Here is a 19660-nt window from a genome sequence, read left to right on the forward strand (position 1 = left end):
TAACGATGAATGACCGAGCTACAGGATACACTTTTTTAGAACTTTTACAAGGCAAATCTGCGGAAGAAGTCCAGTTGAAAATAGAAAGAATAATTACTGAAAATCAATTGACTATACATACTTTAACTACTGATAATGGGAAGGAGTTTGCAAAGCACAAGGAGCTTTCAGAGCGTTTAAATTTTGATTATTACTTTGCTCATCCTTATCACAGTTGGGAAAGAGGCTCAAATGAAAACTATAACAAATTACTAAGATATTATTTTCCAAAAGGTTATGATTTTAGCCTGATAACACAAGAACGATTAAAGGAAGTTCAAGAAATTTTGAATACAAGACCACGCAAAAGATTTGGATTTTTAAGTCCAAAACAAGTATATTTGAAAACTATTAATAACAACGGAAAGTTACTTTTATAAGTTGAATCTAATTTAATTTACTAACGCTATTATACTATATGTTATCAGTTCAGGGGCTTGGCCTTCATCATGCGGGAAACTATCTTTTCAGGGACGTTAATTTTACTATTAAACGGGATGATAAAATCGGTTTGGTGGGGAAAAACGGGGCGGGAAAATCTACGCTTTTGAAAATTCTTTCGGGGGAGATTAATTTTTATGAGGGTCAGGTTGTTCCGGAAGGAAATATTACGATTGGTTTTTTGAAGCAGGATTTGGAGTTTGTGAAGGGGCGTACGGTTTGGGAAGAAACCAAGCAGGCTTTTGAGCAGATTAACGCATGGAAAGAGGAGCTGGAGGAGGTGAATCACCAGTTGGCGACTCGTACGGATTATGAAAGTGAAGATTATCACCAATTGATTCACCGGATGACCGATCTTAATGATTTACTGCATCATCATGACGCGTACAATTTGGAGGGGGATATGGAGAAGGTGCTTTTGGGGTTGGGGTTTAAGGCGGCGGATTTCGACCGTGTGACGGATACGTTTTCGGGCGGTTGGCGGATGCGCATTGAGCTGGCGAAGCTTTTGTTGCAGAATAACGATTTGCTTCTTTTGGATGAGCCGACCAACCATTTGGATATGGAATCTATTATTTGGTTGGAGAATTTTTTAAAGGAGTACCGTGGGGCTATTGTTTTGGTTTCTCACGACAAGCAGTTTATGACGTCGGTTTGCAATCGGACGTTTGATGTGAATAATAAGAAGATTGACGACTATAAGGCGAACTATACCAAGTATTTGGAGTTGCGTAAGGAGCGTCGCGAAAAATTGGAGCAGGCGAAGAAAAACCAAGATGCGGAAATCAAGCAGATGGAGGATAATATCAATCGTTTTCGGGCATCGGCGACGAAGGCTTCTTTTGCGCAGTCGTTGATTAAGAAGTTGGAGAAGATTGAGCGGATAGAGATCGATAACGAGGATGTGTCGAAGTTTAATATTCGTTTTGTTCAATCGGTTGTTCCTGGGAAAGTGATTTTTGAGGCAGAAGGTTTGGGTAAATCGTATGGTGAGAAAAAGATATTTGATGAGGTTGATTTTTTTGTGGAGCGAGGGGATCGGATTGCTTTGCTGGGGCAGAATGGGCAGGGCAAAACGACATTGGCTAAGATTCTTACCGGTGCGATTAAGGACTATTCGGGAAATTGGAATTTGGGGCATAATGTGAATATTGGGTATTTTGCTCAGAATCAGGAGGAGGTTCTTACGCCGGGCAAGACGGTTTTGGAGGAGGCTGAGGATGCGGCGACGGAAGAGACTCGTCCTCGGGTTCGCGATTTGTTGGGTAATTTTTTGTTTTCGGGTGAGGATGTTCAGAAAAAGACGCAGGTGCTTTCTGGGGGTGAACGTAATCGTCTGGCTTTGTGTAAGTTGCTTTTGCGTCCTTTCAATACGTTGATTATGGACGAGCCGACCAACCACTTGGATATCCAGTCGAAGGAAATCATCAAATTGGCGTTGCAGAAGTTTGAGGGGACGTTGATTGTAATTTCTCACGACAGGGAGTTTTTACAGGGACTTTGCGATAAGATTTTTGAGTTCAGGGATGGCAGGATGAAGGAATTTTTGGGAACGATTGATGATTATTTGGAATACCGTCAGAAGGAATCGATAAGGGAAATTTCGATGGAAAAATCCAAGTTGGAGGAGAAAAAGGGACTGCCGGTGGCGTTGGCTGAATCCAAAGAGGAGCCTCGGGAGGAGAATGTTGCGGCGGGGGCGAAACCGTTTTTGTCTAAGGCTCAGAAACAGTTGCAAAACAAATTGAAAAAGACGGAGGAGAAAATTGCCGATTACGAAAAAGAAATTGCCCAGTTGGAGGCGTTTTTTGCCAAATCCAATCCTACGGCGGAAGAATTGGCGAAATACGAGGCGCTGAAGCAGGAACTTTCCGAGGCGATGCAGCTTTGGGAGTCGATTGCTTTGGAGATGGAGGATTAGTGTTTTTCGGTGAGGTATTTCCAGTAGCGTTTGGGGAGGTTTTGAAGGTGGAGTTTCGGATTTTTTCTGGCGGCGATACCTGTTTTATGAAATAGCGCTGCCATAGTTTTTGGTAGGCTTTTTCTTCTTCGTGGAGGTTTTCGTGGAGGTTTGTTAGGGGGCTTTGAGGGAGGAAGAAGTCGGTTTGGTTCAGGTCGTAGAGCAGGCCGTAATGCCTTCGGGTATCAAAAATCATCCATTTTTGGTCGGCGTATCTTTTTTGGAAATGGGAGGTTAGCAGGGGGAGGACATTGAAGTCGGGATCTATTTTGGCAAAAAACATTTCGTCTTTGAGTTTTTCGAACCGAACAAAGGCTTTCATCCGATGGGTCTCTCTTTGAACGCTTTTTACGATTTGGTTGGTTTGGGCGATGAGGGGGTCTGCAAAGTTGAGCAGGGCATTGGCTTTGGGGTGTTGAATTAGGGTTTTTATGGCGTGCAGGATGAGGTTTTCCGCTTGGGGATTTTCGGAGAGGTAAACGTAAAATAAACAGGAACAGCCTTCTTTTCCAGCGAGTTGAAATACACGGTTGATGACTCTTTCGGCCAGTGCGGGTTCGGTTTGTATCGGTTCGGTTTCGGCGAAGAGACGGTTCTGATGGTGTCGGGCTTCGGGGAGTATTTCGACGTCTTGGTAGCGGTATTCAAAGGTTTTGAAAACGGCGGTTAAGAGGCCTTCAAAACTGCCGTCGTAGAGGAGGGTGTTCATTTTTTTTGTTTTGAAGGGTTAGAAGAGGGAGAGTTGTTGGCTGAAAGGATTTTTCCATTTGGATTGAACGCTATTGACGATCATTTGCCGAAAATGGACGTCGTCAATGAAACGGTTGAAAGGATTTGTTCCGGCTATTTCCATGAAATATTTGGCTCGGTTGGTGGCAACGCCCATTTTTTTTAGGTGGGAGAGGTCTAGTTTTTGGAAGCGTCGGGCTTGGACGATTTTATAGGCGGAGCGATGGCCTATGCCCGGGATGCGCAGTATCATTTCCAAGGGGGCGGTGTTGAGGTCTATGGGGAATTTTTCGCGATTTCTTATTGCCCATGCCAGTTTGGGGTCAAGTTCCAAGTCCAGAAAAGGATGGCTTTGGTCTACAATTTCTTCGGCGTTAAAGCCGTAGAAGCGCATTGGCCAATCGGCTTGGTAGAGTCGGTTTTCTCTTTGCAGCGGGACTTGGGAGAAGACCGACGGCAGTCTGGCATCTTCAATGACGGGGACGTAGCCGGAGTAATAAACCCTTTTCATTCCGAAGTTTTTGTAAAAATGATCGGCGACTTTAATGATTTTTAAATCGGTTTCATTGGTGGCGCCAACAATCATTTGGGTGCTTTGCCCTGCGGGAGCGAATCGGGGGGCTTGTCGGAAGCGTTTTTTTTCTTCTTGGTAGCGCTGCAGTTGGGTTTTGATGAGCCCCATGGGTTTTACCAATTCTATATGAGATTTTTCGGGGGCGAGCAGTTTCAGCCCACTTTCGGTGGGGATTTCCAAATTGACGGACAGGCGGTCGGCATAGAGGCAGGCTTCAGTTCGTCGCTGGCACCGGGGATGGATTTGAGGTGGATGTAACCGAAAAAACGGTGTTCGGTTCGGAGTTTTTTTGCAATTCGCACTAAACGTTCCATTGTGGTGTCGGGATCTTTGAAAATGCCCGAACTAAGGAAGAGCCCCTCGATATAGTTTCTCCGATAAAAATTTAGGGTAAGTTCCACCACTTCTTCTACGGTAAAGGCGGCTCTTTGGATGTCATTGGACTTTCGGGACACGCAGTAGGCGCAGTCGTAGATGCAGTGGTTGGTCAAGAGTATTTTGAGCAGGGAGATGCATCTTCCGTCTTCGTATAACTGTGGCAGATGCCGGAAGTGTGACTGTTTCCTAAGCCTCCTTTGTTGATTCTTTTTCCGCCGCTGGAAGAGCAGGAGACGTCGTACTTGGCGGCGTCGGCAAGGATTTCCAGTTTTTCTTTTAGGCGTTCGAAATTCATCGGAGTACAAAGGGGTTGAGGGGTCAAAATTAGTAAAAAAAGTGAGAGTCTTCAGCCTTGTGGATAACTTATGCTGGAGGGCATTTTAAGCGGGAAAAGGCTGGGGATGTCGTGTTTTTTAATGGTGGAATTATTTTTATTAAATTTGGTGGTTATAATCATTTACATACGACGAGATGAAAGGATTCCGTATTTTTATGTTGGCTATGGCATTGGGACCGGTGATTCAAGCTCAGAGCCAAAAATTTACCATGACCGAGGCGGTCAATGGCTTGAGGAGTAATTTGGCGGTGAAGTCCGTGGCTCAATTTTCGTTTGCTCAGGACGATAAATCTTCCATCCATCGGACGGAGAAGGGGTATCTTCGCACCGATTTGCATACGATGAAGCAAGACACTCTTTTATCTTTGTCTCAAATGAACCGTTTGATGCCGTCGGATAAGACGTTGAAACGTTTGCCTTCGGTTACTTTTTGGGCGACCGATCGTGCTTATTTCCAAGATAAGGGGACGTATTACCGTTTGGTGAAGGAACGTTCGGGATGGCGTTGTCATTTGTGGATGGCGTTGCCGGAGAATGCAGCGAACGTCCAGCTTTCTCCTGAAAAAAATGCAGCGGTGTATACCGTGGATAATAACTTGTACTATTACGAAAACGGGGTGGCTACGGCGATTACTGAGGAGAAAGAGCCTCATATTATTAGCGGTCAATCTGTGCATCGCAACGAATTTGGGATTGATGGTGGAATTTTTTGGTCTCCGGATCGTTCTCAAATTGCATTTTACCGAATGGATGAGCGTATGGTGGCTGATTATCCGATTGTGGATTGGTCGGTTACGCCGGCGCAAAATCATACCATCAAATACCCGATGGCTGGTGCAAAGTCCCATGAGGTTAGCTTGGGTATTTATGACGTTCGTACCAAAACCAAAAGGTTTTTGACTATTGAGGGGGATAAGGAGCAGTACCTTACGGCGGTAACGTGGAGTCCCGATTCCAAATTTATTTTTGTGGGGGTGCTTAATCGGGCTCAGAATCACCTTAAGATGAATCAGTACGATGCGTTTACGGGTGGTTTTGTGAAAACGCTTTTTGAAGAAAAAGATGAAAAATATGTGGAGCCGCAGCATTCTTTGTTGTTTTTGCCGGGTTCGACTAAAGAGTTTATATGGCAGAGCCAGAGAACGGGGTATAACCATTTGTTTCACTACCACTTGGATAAGGGATTGGTGGCCCAGCTTACCAAAGGAGACTGGTTGGTGACGAGTGTGTTGGGCTTTAACGAAAAAAAGAAAGAAGTTTACTTTGCTTCGACTAAAGAAACACCGCTGGAGAGGCATTTGTATAGTGTGAATTGGAGTACGCTGAAAATGCAAAAACTTACGGCGGCTCCGGGGATGCATACCGGGGTTTTGAGCCGTAGCGGAAACTGGCTGTACGATACCTACAGCAATGCGGAAACCCCCAGAGTGGGACGGGTTTTGAACACCCAAACGCTTAAGGGGCGTACGATTTTGGAAGCGGAGGATCCGTTGGTAAATTACGATCGGCCTCGGGTGCAGAACGTAACCCTGAAGGCAGAAGACGGCACACCGCTTTATGGGAAGTTGATTTTGCCGACCCGATTTGAGGCTTCTAAGAAATACCCTGTTATTGTGTACCTTTACAATGGTCCTCACGTGCAGTTGGTGACCAATGGGTTTCCTTCTTCGGGGAATCTTTGGTACGAGTACTTGGCTCAGAATGGTTATGTGGTTTTCACGATGGACGGAAGGGGATCGAGTAATCGAGGTTTGAAGTTTGAACAGGCGGTTTATGGCCGGCTTGGAACAGTGGAGATGGACGATCAGTTGAAAGGGGTTGCTTATTTAAAATCCTTGCCTTTTGTGGATTCCGAGCGGATGGGAGTGCACGGATGGAGTTTTGGCGGCTTTATGACGACCAGTCTTATGTTGCGCCATCCGGACGTTTTCAAAGTCGGTGTGGCCGGAGGTCCGGTGATGGACTGGGGGATGTATGAGATTATGTATACCGAACGTTATATGGGAGCGCCTCAAAACAACCCTGAAGGTTATAAGACGGCGAATCTTTTGGATAAAACGGCTAATTTGAAAGGAAATTTATTGGTGATTCACGGGGCTCAGGATGATGTGGTGGTTTGGCAGCATTCGATTAATTTTCTGAAGTCGGCGGTGGATCATGGGGTGCAGGTGGACTATTTTGTTTATCCGGGGCATGCTCATAATGTTTTGGGGAAAGATCGGGTGCATTTAATGCAGAAGGTAACGGATTATTTCGACCGCTATCTTAAAGACTAAATTTTTAGGTATTATGAAACGAGGGACAGTTTTGTTTTTTATCCTTTTGGGGATTTGGTTGGGTGCGCAATCGCATAAAGCTATTGATTTTGATGGGATTAGAAAGGCGGTAACGGATTCGGCTTCCACTTATTTTTATGAGCGGATGCTTTATCGTTTCCAATTTAATCCGACGGCAATAGATTCCTTGGAGGCCAAACATTTGTATTATGGGCGTTCTTTTTCGGGTTCTCGCTCTTCGGCGGTTTCGGATAAGTTTGAGTTTATCGAATGGATGAGAAAAGGCGCTTATGACAAAGCCATTGAAGAGGGCGAGCGATTGGTGTATGATAATCCTACTGATTTGGAGCTTTTGGGGTTGCTGACTCATGCGTATTCGCAGAAGGATCCTGAAAGTAAAAATCATGCTCTTCGGGGGCTTCAGTTTTCTAAGCTGGTGGAGACGGTTATCAAAAATGGTTCTACGGCGAAAGATTCGGCCTCTTATACGATCATGACTTTGGGGGATCAGTATGTTTTAGCGGGGATTATGCAGAAGGATTTATCGCTTTACCAACGTTCTTCCAAACCTTGGCGTTACGGTATGACGGACACTTGGAAGCGGAATGCGGGAAAAGAGAAGCTTATTTTTCATGTTGTCTATCCTGATTTTTTAGACCGTTAGAGGGGTTCGTAATGGCTGATGGCGACTTGGGGATGGAAGGCGAACATAAAGGTTTCTCGGCATTGGTTTTCGGAGGCGACATCTTTGCTTAGGAGGTATTTTCCGTCGATAAGGTCGATGAGAAGCAGCGTTGGCGTGTAGAACGTTAGGCCGATGCGGTGCTTGGTGGGATCTTGGATGTGGGATCCGATTAAATCCAAATTGAAAGTTTCGATAGGGAAAAAAGTATTACCCAAGACGTCGGGGAGGCTTTTGATTACACCTCCCAGTTGGGTGACGTAATTGCTGATGGAAGTGCAGAGCAGGTACGGAATTTGTGCAGCGTTCGGATTTTTGGCAAGAAGTTCCCAGTAGTTTTTTACGGGATTGTCTTTGGTGTCGAACGTTTGGTGCTGGATTTTGTATTCGAGATAAGAATCTTCAAAGACGTAACGATCCCAGGGGAGTTCGGATTCTTGGGTGATGACGATGCGGAAGGCTAGTTTTATTTTTGCTTTCATTGGGTGAAATTTATTCGAGGTGTACCGACAGGCATTCCACTTGGGTGCTTCGGGGGTGTTCTTTGGTGATAATGGCTCGGTAAGGGCCTTTGGGGATTTTACTTAGGCTTAGCGTAAGGGCGTGGGTGCCGGCTTTCAGGTTTAGTTTTTCCAGAATTTTGGCGACACGGTGGCCTTGTAAGTCTTCCAAATCCACGCTGACTAAGGCGGAGGAGGACAGAAGAAAGCGGATGACGGTTTCTTTTCGGAAGAGAATAGCGTTCATGATTCAGACTTCGATAAATAGAAGGAGGGCATCTTCGCTTAGCGCTTCGAATTCCAATTCGTCGGTGTCCCAAAGGACGATGGCATCTCGGTTTTCCATCAATCGGTTTTGAAACTCAAAGGCTCCGTGGAGCACCATTCCGAAAAGGGTGGCGTTCTTTTTTTGGGGCGTGTAGTTGCCTTCTTTACGACCGTCGTATAGCCCGATGAAATTGGGTAGGATTATTGTCTCCGAAAAGGGGAAAAAGCGGTTTTTTTCTTCGAAAGCCAAAACGTTTTTTTGAGGGGACTTATTTGGAGGTTGAGCCTCAAAATAAAGGACTAAAATATCCGAAACCTCATTGTTGAGAAGGTTTTTAACGTGTATCGGAGATTGAGGAGAGCGCGCGAGGGTTAGGCTTTCGCCGGCTTTTACCGATTCGTAGTAGTCGTTGATAATGATTTCGCCATAGAGGGGAAGGAGAACCGCGGTACATTCTTTATTGCAAGATAAATGATAGTCTGCATTTTCACTCAATACGATTTCCTTAACCGATTGCAGCCGTCCGGTTTTTTCTTCGTCGCTTAGGACGGATGTCGAAGCGGTTTGGTTGAAGTTTTCCCAAATGCGGAAGTCGGTTTTCAGTATTTTGGAAGGGGTTTGTACCAGCATGTTCTCCGTTTTTATGAAGGGTTAATTTTTTTGGGTTTAGGCGGAAACGTTTATGGTATGCGTGAGGGCAAATCCGGCGTCTACGCTTCCGGTGATGTTACTCATTTCGGTCGATGTTCCGTCGCCGAAGACATTGTCATTGGCATTGTAGGTGTAGCCGCTTAGTCCTTTGGTGTAACCTTTGGACGTTGCCGAATTGACTTGCACTACGGCGCTGTTGCTTCCTTCGGGAAAAGCGATTTGGGTAACCAGAAGAGAAGTGCCGTCGGCTTTATAAACGTGGACGTGGATGTGGGTGGCTCGACCTTGGTACCATCCCGGGAATATGGAGGTGAAATTCACCCGTCCATTGCTATTGGTGGTTTGTCTTCCTCTAAGGAAGTGGTTGCTGGTGTAGTTGGTGGATTGCATGGCTGTACCTCCGTACTCGGAATAGTTGCCGTCTTTGTCGCAATGCCAAATGTCCACAAGGGCTCCTTCCAAAGGGGCGCAGGCGTTATTGGTATTTTGGATGGTGATGACGATGCTAAGGTCGATACCGGTACGGTCGCCTACGATGTTGCTTCTGACCAGGGTATTGGGTTGTTTGGTAGGGAAAGGACCTTCGGTTTCTTTGTTGGTTACCGTGCAGGTATTTGTGCTGCTGCTTCCGGAAGAGGAGCCTGAGCTACTTTCCGAAGAGCTACTGTCGGTATTTTCATCGCTTCTGCAATGGGCTAAAACGGGAGCGGCGGCTAATGTTACGCCGGCAAGCCCCATGGTTTTTAGAAAGTTTTTTCGGTTGATGGGTTTCATCATTTAAATGATTTTTTAAAGGGTTTAAATGACCTGCTCTTTGGAGGCAGGTTTATTTTTGATCAAAGGTAATGGGTTGGTTTTAGCGGCAAAATAAAAAGAGGTAAACCCCTTAAATGTGCAGGTGAATTTTGGATTTTGGCGTTAGCCGTCAAAAAAAGCCTTCCGAAATGGGAGGCTTTTGGATGGGAATTCGTTTTTTTTGAAGACTTTAGATTTTCAGTATTTTGGCGATTTCCTCCCGATAGGTATCGCCTACGGGGATGACGAAATCGCCGAGGTTTATGCTTTTGTTGACGACGGACCTAATGTTTTTAACGGGGATGATGTACGAACGATGCACCCTTATGAATTCTTTCGGGGGGAGTTTTTCGATCAAGGCTTTCATGGAGGAGCGTGTGGTTATTTTTCCTTTTCCGACGGTATGGATTTGGACGTAATCGTCCAGTCCTTCGATGAGTAGAATTTCTTCGAGACGAATGTGGAGAAGTTTGTAGTCTGCTCGTACGGTAAGGGTTTGGTTTTCTTGTTCATGGGTTTGATTTCTTACTTTTTCCACGGCGTTTTTGAAGCGGTCGAAGGCGAAGGGCTTAACCAGATAATCCACGGCATTGACTTCAAAGGCGTCCACGGCATAATCGGTATAGGCGGTGGTGAAGATGACTTTGGTATTTTGGTCGATGGTTTTGTAGAATGCCAAGCCGTTTTGGGCGGGCATTTGAATGTCGAGAAAAATCAGGTCTACGGGGAATTTTTTGAGGTATTTTTGGGCTTCGCCTACGGCATTAAATGTTTTTTCCAAGGATAAGTAGTCAATTCTTTCGGCGTAGGCTTCGATGACTTTCAGGGCGAGGATTTCATCGTCCAAAGCGATGGCTTTTATCATGAGGTTGAATTTTTAAAGGTTAGAGATGGAGGGTTAATTTTAGGTGGTATTCGGACGGGGTTTCGTGGATATGGATTTGATGGCTTTGAGGGTAGATTTGGCGGAGTCTTTCTATTGTATTTTTCAGGCCGATGCGGGAGCGGTCGGTTTCGTTTACCGCGTGATTGACGATGTAGTTGAAAACTTCCAGATCGAGACGATTTTCGTTGATGATGATTTTAAGGTCTATTTTGGAGGTTTCTTCGGGATTGAATCCGTATTTGAATGCATTTTCGATGAAGTTGACCAAAATGAGCGGTGCAATTTTTGCATTTTCGGCGTGCCCAATCTCGGTGTAGGAATAGTCTAAAGAGTGGTCGGTGCGGATGAGTTGAAGGGCGATGTAGTCTTTAAGGTATTGGAGCTCTTTTTTCAGTTCCACGGTGTCTTTGCTGCTTTCTTGCACAACGTAGCGCATGACGTTGGAGAGTTTCAGGATGGCTTCGGGGGCGTCATCGGATTTCGTCAAAGCTAAGGAATAGAGCGAGTTAAGGGTATTGAATAAGAAGTGGGGTTGCAGTTGGTATTTCAGGTTTAGAAGTTCGGCTTTGGCTTTGGCTCGTTCCAGGGTTTGTTGTTCGATGGATTTAAACCAAAAGAAAGAACATAAAAAAGAAAAGGAAAAAGGCAGGAAAGAGCGAAAGATTGTGGTCCAAAAACTTCGGTTATTGGCATGGAGGTGCTTTGGAGACGAAAGTTGGAGCTCGTGGCTTGGAGGCTCCGCCGTTGGTAGGGCAATGAGGGTTTGGGGGAGAAGGCTGATGAGCACGAAGCTGCAAATAACCGAAAAGACAAAAACGGTGTATCGTTTTGGATTGAAAAACCGAGGAATGAGTACAAGCATGTTGAAGTAGAAAAAGGGCGATAAGCAAAACCGTTTGCAGCATTTCTCTCTGAAACATGGGGACGCGCAGCATGGAGAGGTTTTCGTCCAGATCGGGGGAGGAAAGAATGGGGATAAGTAGGAAAATGGCGACAAGAAGGCAGTGGATGAACGGTTTGGATTGGGGCATGGGTTTGTTTTTGGATTAGGGAAAACGATTTGTCAAAGCAAATGTACCAAAAAAGGAGCGATTGTTTGGGGCGGTTTTGGTTGTATTTTTGTGGTTTTGGTGGTCTTGTTTTCGGGTTTACCTTTCGTTAATAATAATTTTTGTACTTTTGTGCGTCATTAATTATAAATTTACAAAAACAAAATAATTTATGGCAACAAATTCCAGAGCGCGCGAAACGACAGAAGCGATCGAACGTCTTTATGTTACTATGCGCCACCTTTTTTATAGAGGGTTCTTTAAGCCGGGCGGTGTTTCCGGCGAAACTATACGAAATTTATTGATGGTTATCTCTCCGGAGATTTACGGTTCGATGAGCACTCCCAATAAGGTTGAGTTGGACGGGCTGCTTTATGTCTTGGATCGCCTTCCTGAGGGGATTGAAGAGACGGCCTTTGTCCATTTGACTTCTGATGAGGGGTTTGCGAAGGGGAGTTTTGAGGTGATTGTACCGAAGAAGCGCCGTCGCAATTGTTACCGTATCGACGAGCATCAGATGAATATTGAGGTTTTACTGGGACGTTCGGAGATTTATGATATTCTTACGCACCTTACGTTTTTGTACATCGAGGCAGATAAGATTCGGGCTTTGGCTTACCTTAAGGACGAGGATTATCGTCCTACCCGGGCTTGGTCGATTATTGAGTCGGTGGCGAAAGGAGAGAAAAAAATGAGCCGGAAGGAAAAAGAAGTGGCATTGATTCATTTGTCTTCTCTTTTGGGGCGGACGTTCGACGAGGTTTTGCTTGCTTACAATAACTTTGGGGACGATAAGAACCCGGATCGTTTGTTTAAGATTATTTACCATTTGGGGAAAGTGAGTTTGGACGATCTTTTGGGGCTTCGCGAGCGTGAGATTTTCTTTAGTGCGATACTGCGCGAAAGGGTTGGTCACCATCTTTTCGGGGAGCGTTGGGCCAATAAGGTGAAACAGGTGTTGGTGGAGAATCAGTTGCATATGCGGCCTTTGCATATTATTTCGGCGAATATGCATTCGGTGAAGAATATGCTTTATGCTAATGATGCATTGGGGGTGAAGTTTCAGAAGGAAGTGGATTATGGGCTTTACGAGGAAATCAGCAATAAGAAACCGTTGCAGGAGAAAATTTTGAATTACTCGGAGCAATCGGGATTGATTTACATTGACGACGATAGCGGAAGCAATATTGACGTACAGATTATTGATTTGAGCAAAACCCACCTTAAAAATACGCCTTTCGGCGGTTTGGATTATAAGGGAGACGATGTGGTTTTGGTTTTCGATTATGCTTTCGGGGAGCAGGCTTTCGAGATTATGGACGAGCTTCTTCGCCCTTACCAGTACGAGCAGCAGTTGCATACGATGAAGGTGAAATCCGTTTCGATTATGGGTAAGGCGGGTATTTTGACTGGAGGTAAGGGGGATATTATGATTCCTACTTCCCATATCTTTGAGGGGACGGCCGATAATTACGTGTTTGAAAACGCTTTGAAATTAGAGGATTTTCAGGACGACGAACTTAAGGCTTATGAAGGTTCCATGATTACGGTGTTGGGGACATCGCTTCAGAACAAGGATATTTTATCTTATTTTATGAATACGACTTGGAAGGCTGTAGGATTAGAGATGGAAGGGGCTCATTATCAGAAGGCTATTCAGGTGGCTTCTAAGATTCGCCATCACATTTCCCCGGATTTGTTTGTTTGTTATGCTTACTATGCTTCCGATAATCCTTTGGAGACGGGAAGCACCTTGTCCTCGGGAGGGCTTGGGCTGACGGGGGTGAAACCGACTTATATGATTACCCTTAAAATTTTGGAAAAAATATTATTGTCGGCATCGAATAAAGCTTAGAAAAACGAAAAGCAGTCCACTGAGGACTGCTTTTTTATTTGGCCGAAGGGAGGTTCGTTTTATTCGGGGCTTTCTATTAAGGCTTCTGCTTGTTTGAGAGCGGCTTCTGTGATTTTGGCTCCGGAAAGCAGTTGGGCGATTTCCTGAAGCTTTTCTTCCGGGGATAGAACCAGGATATTGGATTGGGTTTTTCCGTCCACTTCTTTTTTTACGACTTTGTAGTTGCGGTCGCCTTTGGCTGCGACTTGGGCGAGGTGGGAAATGACGATGAGTTGGAGATTTTGCGCCATTTCTTTCATTACTTTACCCATTTCGTCGGCTACTTTTCCTGAAACGCCGGTGTCGATTTCATCCAAAATAAGGGTTGGCAATTGGTTGTTTTCGGCCATGATTTTCTTTACGGCGAGCATCACTCTGGAGCGTTCTCCTCCGGAGATGGCGGTATGGATTGGTTTTAAAGGAAATCCTGCATTGGCGCGGAAAAGAATGGCAATGTGTTCTTTTCCGAAAGGCGTAAAGTCTGGAGAAGGCGAAAGTTCAACTTCAATTTTGGCTTTTTCCAATCCTAAGCTGGCGAGCAGGGTTTCGGTTTTTTGAATGAAATCGGAGCGGTGCTTTTGTCTTTTTTTTGAAAGTTCGTCCGAGAGGGTGGTCAGAAGCTTTTTTTGATTTTCGATTTTTGCTTCGGTATCGGCAATGTGTTGTTCCGCGTCGGAGAATCCCAGTTGCTCCTCTGCTAAATTGTCGCGTAGGGTAACGAGTTCTTCCACGGTTTGGACGTTGTGCTTCAAAAATAGCGTATTGAGGCGGTTGGAAGCCTGGGCGAGTTGCTCGCGGGTTTCGGGATTGAGGTCGATTTTTTCGGCTTCGTCCTGAAGTTCAAAAAGCAGGTCTTTGAAGTCGATGAAGAGGCTTTCGAATCGTTCTTTCAGCGGTTCGAAGTGATGGGAGAGTTCCGTAGTGCGGCTCAATCGGCTTCGGATATCGTTGAGTTGATCCAGTAGTCCGATTTCTTCCTGATCCATCCTGACTAAGATGAGGTTTAGATTTTCGGAGATGGCTCCTGCATTTTCCAACGTGGCCAATTGGGCTTGCAGGTGTTCCCAATCGGTCGCGTCCAGTTGGGCTTCTTCCAGCTCTTGGAGTAGGAACTGTTTGTAGTCGTTTTCGCGCAATCCTTCGGCTTGTTTTTGCTTTAGGGCTTCGAGTTGGGTTTGCCATTGTTTCAGTTGGCGAAACTCGTTTTGGTAACGTTTAAGGGTTTCCGAATTATCGGCCAATCCGTCGATAATCCCGAATTGATAGGCCTCGCTAAAGAGGTCGGAGGTTTCGAATTGGGAGTGGATGTCGATAAGGTTGGCGGCCAGTTGTTTTAAGACGTCCAAGGTGACAGGAACATCGTTTACGAAAGCGCGCGACTTTCCGCTGGGAAGAATTTCCCGACGGACAAGGGTTTGAGAATCGTAGTCCAAATCGTTTTCATCGAAGAAAGGGCGTAGATTTTCGGCGATGGTAAATTCGGCTTCTACAACGGATTTTTGTTCGGTGTGGTTTAGAACTTTGGTGTCGGCTCTCTCACCCATCAGTAGCCGAAGGGCTCCCAAAATGATGGATTTTCCTGTGCCGGTTTCCCCTGTGATGACCTGAAGGCCTTTTTCCAATGTGATGTCCAACGAGTCGATCAGAGCAAAATTCTGTATGAAAATACGGTTCAGCATAGCGGCTTTCAAAATTAATGAAAGCGTAAAAATACTACTTTATTTGCCTATAATCAAACCGGGAGGGGAGAGTGGAAGACTTTACTTCCATTTATTCCATTTGGTTTCGGCGTCTTTGGGTGAAAATATATTCATCAGGTTTCGGAGTTCGCTGATATTAACTTCTGTATTGGCTCCGTTGGCAAAAATATCGTAGATTTCGTTTCGTTTGGTTTCGATGAACAGGTTGAACGGATAGTTCAGTTGAAAATTGTTTTCGTAGTACTTTAAGTTGAGAAGCGATTGCCCGATGACCCGCTTGGCAGAACTTTGGTTCGCGTTATGAAGGTTGTCTAATCCGTTGCGGTGGTAGGCGTAGAAAGTGCTTCTTAAGATTTTGCTGTCTTGTTTCAGAAGGTTGTCGATGAGGTTGGCTCGGCTTCTAGGGCCTTCGGTTATTGCCCATCCTCCAAAGCGTTGGTTTTGGGAGTTTTGAGCAATTTTTTGAGCGGTTTGAAACCATTGCTGTCCTCCGTTTTGGCTGAAACTGTCGGCGTCATAGCCCAATATCATGTAAATGTAAAAACTAACGACGTCGATGAGATTTTTTCCGGAAAACTGTCTTTCGTTGAAGACGAGATTTTCGTTTTCGTTGTATTCGAATTCAAAATTGGTGTCGTTGATGTTGAGAAGAGGGGTCTCATACGTGCTGTTGAATACGGGACGTACGGCCTGCACCACGATGGAGGATTTAAAGCGGTTGTTGCCTTCCCGCGAGTTGATGATGATGGAAAAGTTGCATTTTATTTTTTCGAAATTTTGGAGGTTTTTTCCTGTCCAGCTGGTATTGTTGATGAAGTTTTTGAGGCTTTTTTCCAAAGTTTGGTACACTTGGACGTTGCTTCCTCCCATTTGCTGGTGGTTGACGGAAACGCCTGCCAAAAGCTCCTGAGCATGGATGGTATAGCTAAGAAGAGTAAAGGAGAGTAGGAGAAGTAGTTTTTTCATCACTCGGAAAGTTATGTTACTATCAAACGTTTTTTTCGGGGGATTATTTTGAGGCTTTTGCTTCGATGGTGTCCAGTAAATCTTTGGCCACGTCGGTTTTCGATTTTAAGGGGAAATCAAGGGTTTGGTCGGGAGAAATGATTTTTATTTTATTGGTGCTGTTTTGGAAGCCCGCACCGGGATCTTTCAAAGAATTGAGGACGATAAGGTCCAGATTCTTCCGTTTTAATTTATCCTTTGCGTTTTCTTCTTCGTTTTGGGTTTCTAAGGCAAAACCGACCAAGAAATGGTCTTTTTTTTGATCCCCCATGGCTTTTAGGATGTCGGGGTTTTTAACGAGTTCGATGACGAGATTGTTTTCGTTTTTCTTTATTTTTTCCTTTGCAATGGTTTTCGGAGCATAATCGGCTACGGCGGCACTGGCGATGGCAATTTGAGCCGAGGCGTAATGCTGGAAAACTTCATCATGCATTTCTTTGGCGGAAACGACGCGACGAAGCGTAATGTTAGAGTGGCGGACAGAAAGAGAACTCGGTCCGCTGATTAAGATCACTTCGGCTCCTCTTTTTGCGGCTTCTTCGGCTATGGCGTAGCCCATTTTTCCCGAAGAATGATTCCCGATAAATCGGACAGGGTCAATGGCTTCATAAGTAGGACCGGCGGTGATGAGAACTTTTTTATTTTTCCAAAAATGGGAAACTTGGGTGGTTTGGAAATGCTCGGAGACCATTCGGGCGATGGTTTCAGGTTCGGCCATTCTGCCTTGCCCTTCCAAGCCACTGGCAAGTGCGCCGAATTCGGCAGGAATGATGGTATGACCGAAGGCTTGAGCCTTTTCTAAGTTCTGCTTGGTTGTCGGATGGGCATACATATCCAAATCCATGGCAGGAGCGATAAACACGGGGCATTTGGCGGACATATAGACGGTTGTGGCCAAATTATCGCATAACCCGTGGGTTAGTTTTCCTAACGTGTTGGCGGTGCATGGCGCAATAAGGATTAAATCGGCCCATAAGGCTAAATCGACATGGTTATTCCAGGTTTGGTGGTTGGTCCAAAACTCACTCAGTACTTCGTTCCCGGAGAGGGTGGCCAGTGTGGCAAACGAAACAAACTGAGCGGATGAAGGTGTCGCTACAATGCGGACCTGGGCTCCTTTCTTTACAAAATCTCGAACCAACATGTTGGTTTTATAAGCGGCAATTCCTCCGGTAATGATCAATAGGATGTGCTTTCCTTGTAGCGGCATGGTGATGGTTTTGAAAAAGCTGGTAGCGAATTTACTGAAATTGTTTCAAAAAACAACACAAGCCCCATCGGGAAGATTTCCTGATGCGGCTTGTGGGGTATTGTTTTTGCGTAAAAGCCGATTATTTTTTCTCGTCGGTTTTTCGGAAATAAACCTCCTCGTTAAGCCATTCTTCGATGGCAATGGAAGTGGGCTTAGGGAGTTTTTCGTAGTGTTTGGAGATTTCAATTTGTTCTCTATTCTCGAAAACTTCCTCCAAAGTGGTATTGTGTACAGCGAATTCGTCCAGTTTGTTGTGAAGCTCGGTACGGATTTCCGCATTGATTTGTTCGGCTCTTTTACCCATGATGACGATTGCTTCATAGATGGAACCTACTTTTTCTTCGATTTTGTTTCGGTCATACGTTACCGTGGTAACTTCGGCTTTGGTATCTTTTACACTCATTGTCAGTGATTTGTTTGTTTTTAGGGTTGCAAAGATAATTAATTTCTTCTAATCTTGAAAGTCGCTGCCGGCGCTGGGCTTGCTGCGGTAGCACTATCTCTGCTGATTTGTTTTTGCTGGTCTTTTTCCCAATGAACAATTTTGCTGGCTTCGCGCTTTTTTTCGCGCTCTTGTTCCTCGGCTTGCAGTTCTTTTTGTTTTTTAGCAATTCTTTCCCTTTCGGCCTCTACGTGTTCTTTGGTTTTAGCGAATTTTACTTTTTCGGCTTCTAATTTTTTCCGAAGGTCGGCCGCCGTTTCGGCTTGCGAGGATCCCGCTCTTTCTTTCTCGATAAATTTGGCGTAAGCCAATGCGCTTTCCAGGCGGTCTTCTTTTTTATCGTATAAAGAATTGATAGCCAATTCGTATTTGGATTTGAGGATGTACTCGTAGATGGTAAACCGTAGTTTGGTGCTCGGGAAATCTTCCAAAACGTTCTCGAAAGCTACGTCAGCAGCTTTATATTCAGCCATTTTAAAATACTGTCTGGCGTTTTCGTAGGCTTTGAATTCCTGTTTGTAGGAGAGCTCTTCGATCAGGGTATTGATGTTTTTGGAACGCTCCGAATTGGGGTATTTGTTGAGGAAGTTTTGCAACTCGTTGATGGCCAGCTCGGTATTGGATTGGTCTAGATTGTAATCCAACGATCCCTCGTAGTAGCAAAGGGCGGACATATAGGCGGCCTCCTCGGCTCTTGGGTCATCGGGAAACGTTACGGAAAAGTTTTTGAAGTGATGGCCGGCCACCCGGTATTGTTTGTCGTAGTAGTTCGCAAAAGCCGTATTGAAAATCACGGTTTTGGCGTCATCGGTTCCGGCGACCAGTTTGGGAAGTCTCTCGTAGAGGCTGATGGCTTGGGTCCATTTTTTTTGTTCAAAATAGCTGTTGGCTGTTTTAAGGATAAAATCTTTATCTGCACTTTTCATGGCGTCATCGAATGCTTTGTTGCAAGATGCCGCTAAAATCCCCACTAAAAACAGGGCAATTACTCTTTTCATAAATTGTTTTCGGTTTCAGGAATTTGCCTTCCTATGCGTTTGCAAAAATATAATTTTTTTGGCAATAGATTTTTTTTTATGATACTTTAACGCTGGATCGGGTCGGGTTGGTAGCCTAAGAGCGAAAAAATCGTTTGGTAGTTGCTGGCTTTTATTTTTTGCTCGGCTTGTTTTATGAAATCTTCGGGTTTTCCGGGGAGGTAATTTTCAAAGAAGGTTCGGTTTCTTATGGCGAATACGGCCGACCCAATGATATAGGTAAGGATGTCTTCGGGTTTGGGAGCGTAATGAAAAACCCCTGAGGCAATCCCTTTTTTAATGACTTCGTCAATTTTTTCGGTGGCGGTTTTGTAGAATTCCACCAGATCGTCTTTCACCAGTTCGGTGTGTCGGATTTCTTGTTTCACAAAAGCGTGAAAGTAATGAAAACGAAACATTTGGTTGATGATGAAGCGTATGATTTCCTTCATCTGCATTTCGGGTTTGCCTTCGCGGATGGTGTGGGCGAATTCCGAGAAGCTTTCTCTTGTACGCTGCACGCGGTATTGGTAGAGATAGGCCAACATTTTTTCTTTTGAGCCGAAATAGTACGAAATCATGGCCACGTTGATGCCTGCTTTTTGGGAAATATCTCTTACGGAAGTTCCGTCGAAGCCTTTTTGGGCGATCAGTTCTTCGGCAACGTCCAAAATGTGGATTTGTTTCTCCGTAAATTTCTTTTTCATCGTTTTACCTTTAGGTTCGAGTAAAATTAATTTTTTTTGGCAAGCCAACCAATGGTTCGGGCTATTTCTTTTTTTGTTT

Annotated in this window: 17 protein-coding genes and 2 pseudogenes; 5 read left to right on the top strand and 14 right to left on the bottom strand. The window is 44.9% G+C overall.

The genetic code is table 11. From position 1 onward, the window contains the following. Together VQ048_RS04800 and VQ048_RS04805 are read left to right on the top strand one after the other, a co-directional pair. Positions 1–419, top strand: a 419-nt coding sequence (locus VQ048_RS04800; RefSeq protein ID WP_327610562.1) for an IS30 family transposase, incomplete at its 5' end; no start/stop codon positions are given. A gap of 38 nt (positions 420–457) precedes the next feature. Continuing rightward, a complete protein-coding gene (locus VQ048_RS04805) occupies positions 458–2401 on the top strand; it encodes an ABC-F family ATP-binding cassette domain-containing protein (RefSeq protein ID WP_327610563.1) in 1944 nt (647 codons plus the stop codon). On the opposite strand, the pseudogene VQ048_RS04810 reads toward VQ048_RS04805, so the two are convergent. Both VQ048_RS04810 and VQ048_RS04815 read right to left on the bottom strand, forming a co-directional pair. Beyond that, positions 2398–3149 (bottom strand): annotated as a pseudogene (locus tag VQ048_RS04810) (TIGR03915 family putative DNA repair protein). The gene VQ048_RS04805 and the pseudogene VQ048_RS04810 overlap by 4 nt on opposite strands. Positions 3150–3167: 18 nt before the next feature. Next, a pseudogene (locus VQ048_RS04815) lies at positions 3168–4416 on the bottom strand (putative DNA modification/repair radical SAM protein). 176 nt (positions 4417–4592) lie between these two features. Between VQ048_RS04815 and VQ048_RS04820 the strand changes: the two are divergent. Together VQ048_RS04820 and VQ048_RS04825 are read left to right on the top strand one after the other, a co-directional pair. Then, on the top strand, positions 4593–6734 hold the full coding sequence (locus VQ048_RS04820) for a S9 family peptidase (protein WP_327610565.1): 2142 nt from the start codon (positions 4593–4595) through the stop codon (positions 6732–6734). A gap of 13 nt (positions 6735–6747) precedes the next feature. Continuing rightward, positions 6748–7398: a DUF4919 domain-containing protein gene (locus VQ048_RS04825; protein ID WP_327610566.1), complete on the top strand. Its 651-nt coding sequence runs from the start codon at positions 6748–6750 to the stop codon at positions 7396–7398. On the opposite strand, the gene VQ048_RS04830 is transcribed toward VQ048_RS04825, so the two are convergent. The 6 genes from VQ048_RS04830 to VQ048_RS04855 all read right to left on the bottom strand — a co-directional run bounded on the left by VQ048_RS04830 (position 7395) and on the right by VQ048_RS04855 (position 11378). After that, on the bottom strand, positions 7395–7898 hold the full coding sequence (locus VQ048_RS04830; RefSeq protein ID WP_327610567.1) for a hypothetical protein: 504 nt from the start codon (positions 7896–7898) through the stop codon (positions 7395–7397). The genes VQ048_RS04825 and VQ048_RS04830 overlap by 4 nt on opposite strands. Positions 7899–7908: 10 nt before the next feature. After that, positions 7909–8163 (bottom strand): hypothetical protein, encoded by a 255-nt coding sequence (locus tag VQ048_RS04835; protein WP_327610568.1) that lies wholly within the window; start codon positions 8161–8163, stop codon positions 7909–7911. Between the two features lie 3 nt (positions 8164–8166). Then, on the bottom strand, positions 8167–8814 hold the full coding sequence (locus VQ048_RS04840) for a pirin family protein (protein WP_327610569.1): 648 nt from the start codon (positions 8812–8814) through the stop codon (positions 8167–8169). Between the two features lie 36 nt (positions 8815–8850). Continuing rightward, the gene (locus tag VQ048_RS04845; protein WP_327610570.1) at positions 8851–9612 is read right to left on the bottom strand and encodes a dioxygenase family protein; all 762 of its coding nucleotides are present in this window, start codon (positions 9610–9612) and stop codon (positions 8851–8853) included. Positions 9613–9820: 208 nt separating this feature from the next. Further along, entirely contained in the window at positions 9821–10495 is a 675-nt protein-coding gene (locus tag VQ048_RS04850) for a LytR/AlgR family response regulator transcription factor (RefSeq protein WP_327610571.1), read from the bottom strand. Positions 10496–10514: 19 nt separating this feature from the next. Then, positions 10515–11378, bottom strand: coding sequence for a sensor histidine kinase (locus VQ048_RS04855; protein WP_327610572.1), 864 nt, complete (start codon positions 11376–11378; stop codon positions 10515–10517). A gap of 359 nt (positions 11379–11737) precedes the next feature. On the opposite strand from VQ048_RS04855, the gene VQ048_RS04860 reads away from it, so the two are divergent. After that, on the top strand, positions 11738–13420 hold the full coding sequence (locus VQ048_RS04860; protein WP_327610573.1) for a DUF6909 family protein: 1683 nt from the start codon (positions 11738–11740) through the stop codon (positions 13418–13420). Between the two features lie 59 nt (positions 13421–13479). On the opposite strand, the gene VQ048_RS04865 is transcribed toward VQ048_RS04860, so the two are convergent. The 6 genes from VQ048_RS04865 to VQ048_RS04890 all read right to left on the bottom strand — a co-directional run bounded on the left by VQ048_RS04865 (position 13480) and on the right by VQ048_RS04890 (position 19581). Further along, on the bottom strand, positions 13480–15138 hold the full coding sequence (locus VQ048_RS04865) for a DNA repair protein RecN (RefSeq protein ID WP_327610574.1): 1659 nt from the start codon (positions 15136–15138) through the stop codon (positions 13480–13482). Between the two features lie 81 nt (positions 15139–15219). Next, positions 15220–16125, bottom strand: a complete 906-nt coding sequence (gene porD / locus VQ048_RS04870) for a type IX secretion system protein PorD (RefSeq protein WP_327610575.1) — start codon at positions 16123–16125, stop codon at positions 15220–15222. A 43-nt stretch (positions 16126–16168) separates the two neighbouring features. Next, positions 16169–17374: a bifunctional phosphopantothenoylcysteine decarboxylase/phosphopantothenate--cysteine ligase CoaBC gene (gene coaBC / locus VQ048_RS04875; protein ID WP_327610576.1), complete on the bottom strand. Its 1206-nt coding sequence runs from the start codon at positions 17372–17374 to the stop codon at positions 16169–16171. Positions 17375–17495: 121 nt separating this feature from the next. Beyond that, complete coding sequence (locus VQ048_RS04880) at positions 17496–17819, bottom strand: DNA-directed RNA polymerase subunit omega (RefSeq protein ID WP_327610577.1); 324 nt, start codon at positions 17817–17819, stop codon at positions 17496–17498. Positions 17820–17857: 38 nt separating this feature from the next. Beyond that, positions 17858–18856, bottom strand: coding sequence for an outer membrane protein assembly factor BamD (locus VQ048_RS04885; protein WP_327610578.1), 999 nt, complete (start codon positions 18854–18856; stop codon positions 17858–17860). Positions 18857–18942: 86 nt separating this feature from the next. After that, entirely contained in the window at positions 18943–19581 is a 639-nt protein-coding gene (locus VQ048_RS04890) for a TetR/AcrR family transcriptional regulator (protein WP_327610579.1), read from the bottom strand. Positions 19582–19660 lie beyond the last annotated feature (79 nt).

This window comes from Bergeyella anatis (assembly GCF_036016955.1).
Taxonomy (GTDB): domain Bacteria; phylum Bacteroidota; class Bacteroidia; order Flavobacteriales; family Weeksellaceae; genus JAYWXI01.

Bases quoted from the DNA above. Each gene is read 5' to 3' on its own strand.
- VQ048_RS04805 (WP_327610563.1), top strand. From the start codon at position 458: ATGTTATCAGTTCAGGGGCTTGGCCTTCATCATGCGGGAAACTATCTT.
- VQ048_RS04820 (WP_327610565.1), top strand. From the start codon at position 4,593: ATGAAAGGATTCCGTATTTTTATGTTGGCTATGGCATTGGGACCGGTG.
- VQ048_RS04825 (WP_327610566.1), top strand. From the start codon at position 6,748: ATGAAACGAGGGACAGTTTTGTTTTTTATCCTTTTGGGGATTTGGTTG.
- VQ048_RS04830 (WP_327610567.1), bottom strand. From the start codon at position 7,898: ATGAAAGCAAAAATAAAACTAGCCTTCCGCATCGTCATCACCCAAGAA.
- VQ048_RS04835 (WP_327610568.1), bottom strand. From the start codon at position 8,163: ATGAACGCTATTCTCTTCCGAAAAGAAACCGTCATCCGCTTTCTTCTG.
- VQ048_RS04840 (WP_327610569.1), bottom strand. From the start codon at position 8,814: ATGCTGGTACAAACCCCTTCCAAAATACTGAAAACCGACTTCCGCATT.
- VQ048_RS04845 (WP_327610570.1), bottom strand. From the start codon at position 9,612: ATGATGAAACCCATCAACCGAAAAAACTTTCTAAAAACCATGGGGCTT.
- VQ048_RS04850 (WP_327610571.1), bottom strand. From the start codon at position 10,495: ATGATAAAAGCCATCGCTTTGGACGATGAAATCCTCGCCCTGAAAGTC.
- VQ048_RS04855 (WP_327610572.1), bottom strand. From the start codon at position 11,378: ATGCTTGTACTCATTCCTCGGTTTTTCAATCCAAAACGATACACCGTT.
- VQ048_RS04860 (WP_327610573.1), top strand. From the start codon at position 11,738: ATGGCAACAAATTCCAGAGCGCGCGAAACGACAGAAGCGATCGAACGT.
- VQ048_RS04865 (WP_327610574.1), bottom strand. From the start codon at position 15,138: ATGCTGAACCGTATTTTCATACAGAATTTTGCTCTGATCGACTCGTTG.
- porD (WP_327610575.1), bottom strand. From the start codon at position 16,125: ATGAAAAAACTACTTCTCCTACTCTCCTTTACTCTTCTTAGCTATACC.
- coaBC (WP_327610576.1), bottom strand. From the start codon at position 17,374: ATGCCGCTACAAGGAAAGCACATCCTATTGATCATTACCGGAGGAATT.
- VQ048_RS04880 (WP_327610577.1), bottom strand. From the start codon at position 17,819: ATGAGTGTAAAAGATACCAAAGCCGAAGTTACCACGGTAACGTATGAC.
- VQ048_RS04885 (WP_327610578.1), bottom strand. From the start codon at position 18,856: ATGAAAAGAGTAATTGCCCTGTTTTTAGTGGGGATTTTAGCGGCATCT.
- VQ048_RS04890 (WP_327610579.1), bottom strand. From the start codon at position 19,581: ATGAAAAAGAAATTTACGGAGAAACAAATCCACATTTTGGACGTTGCC.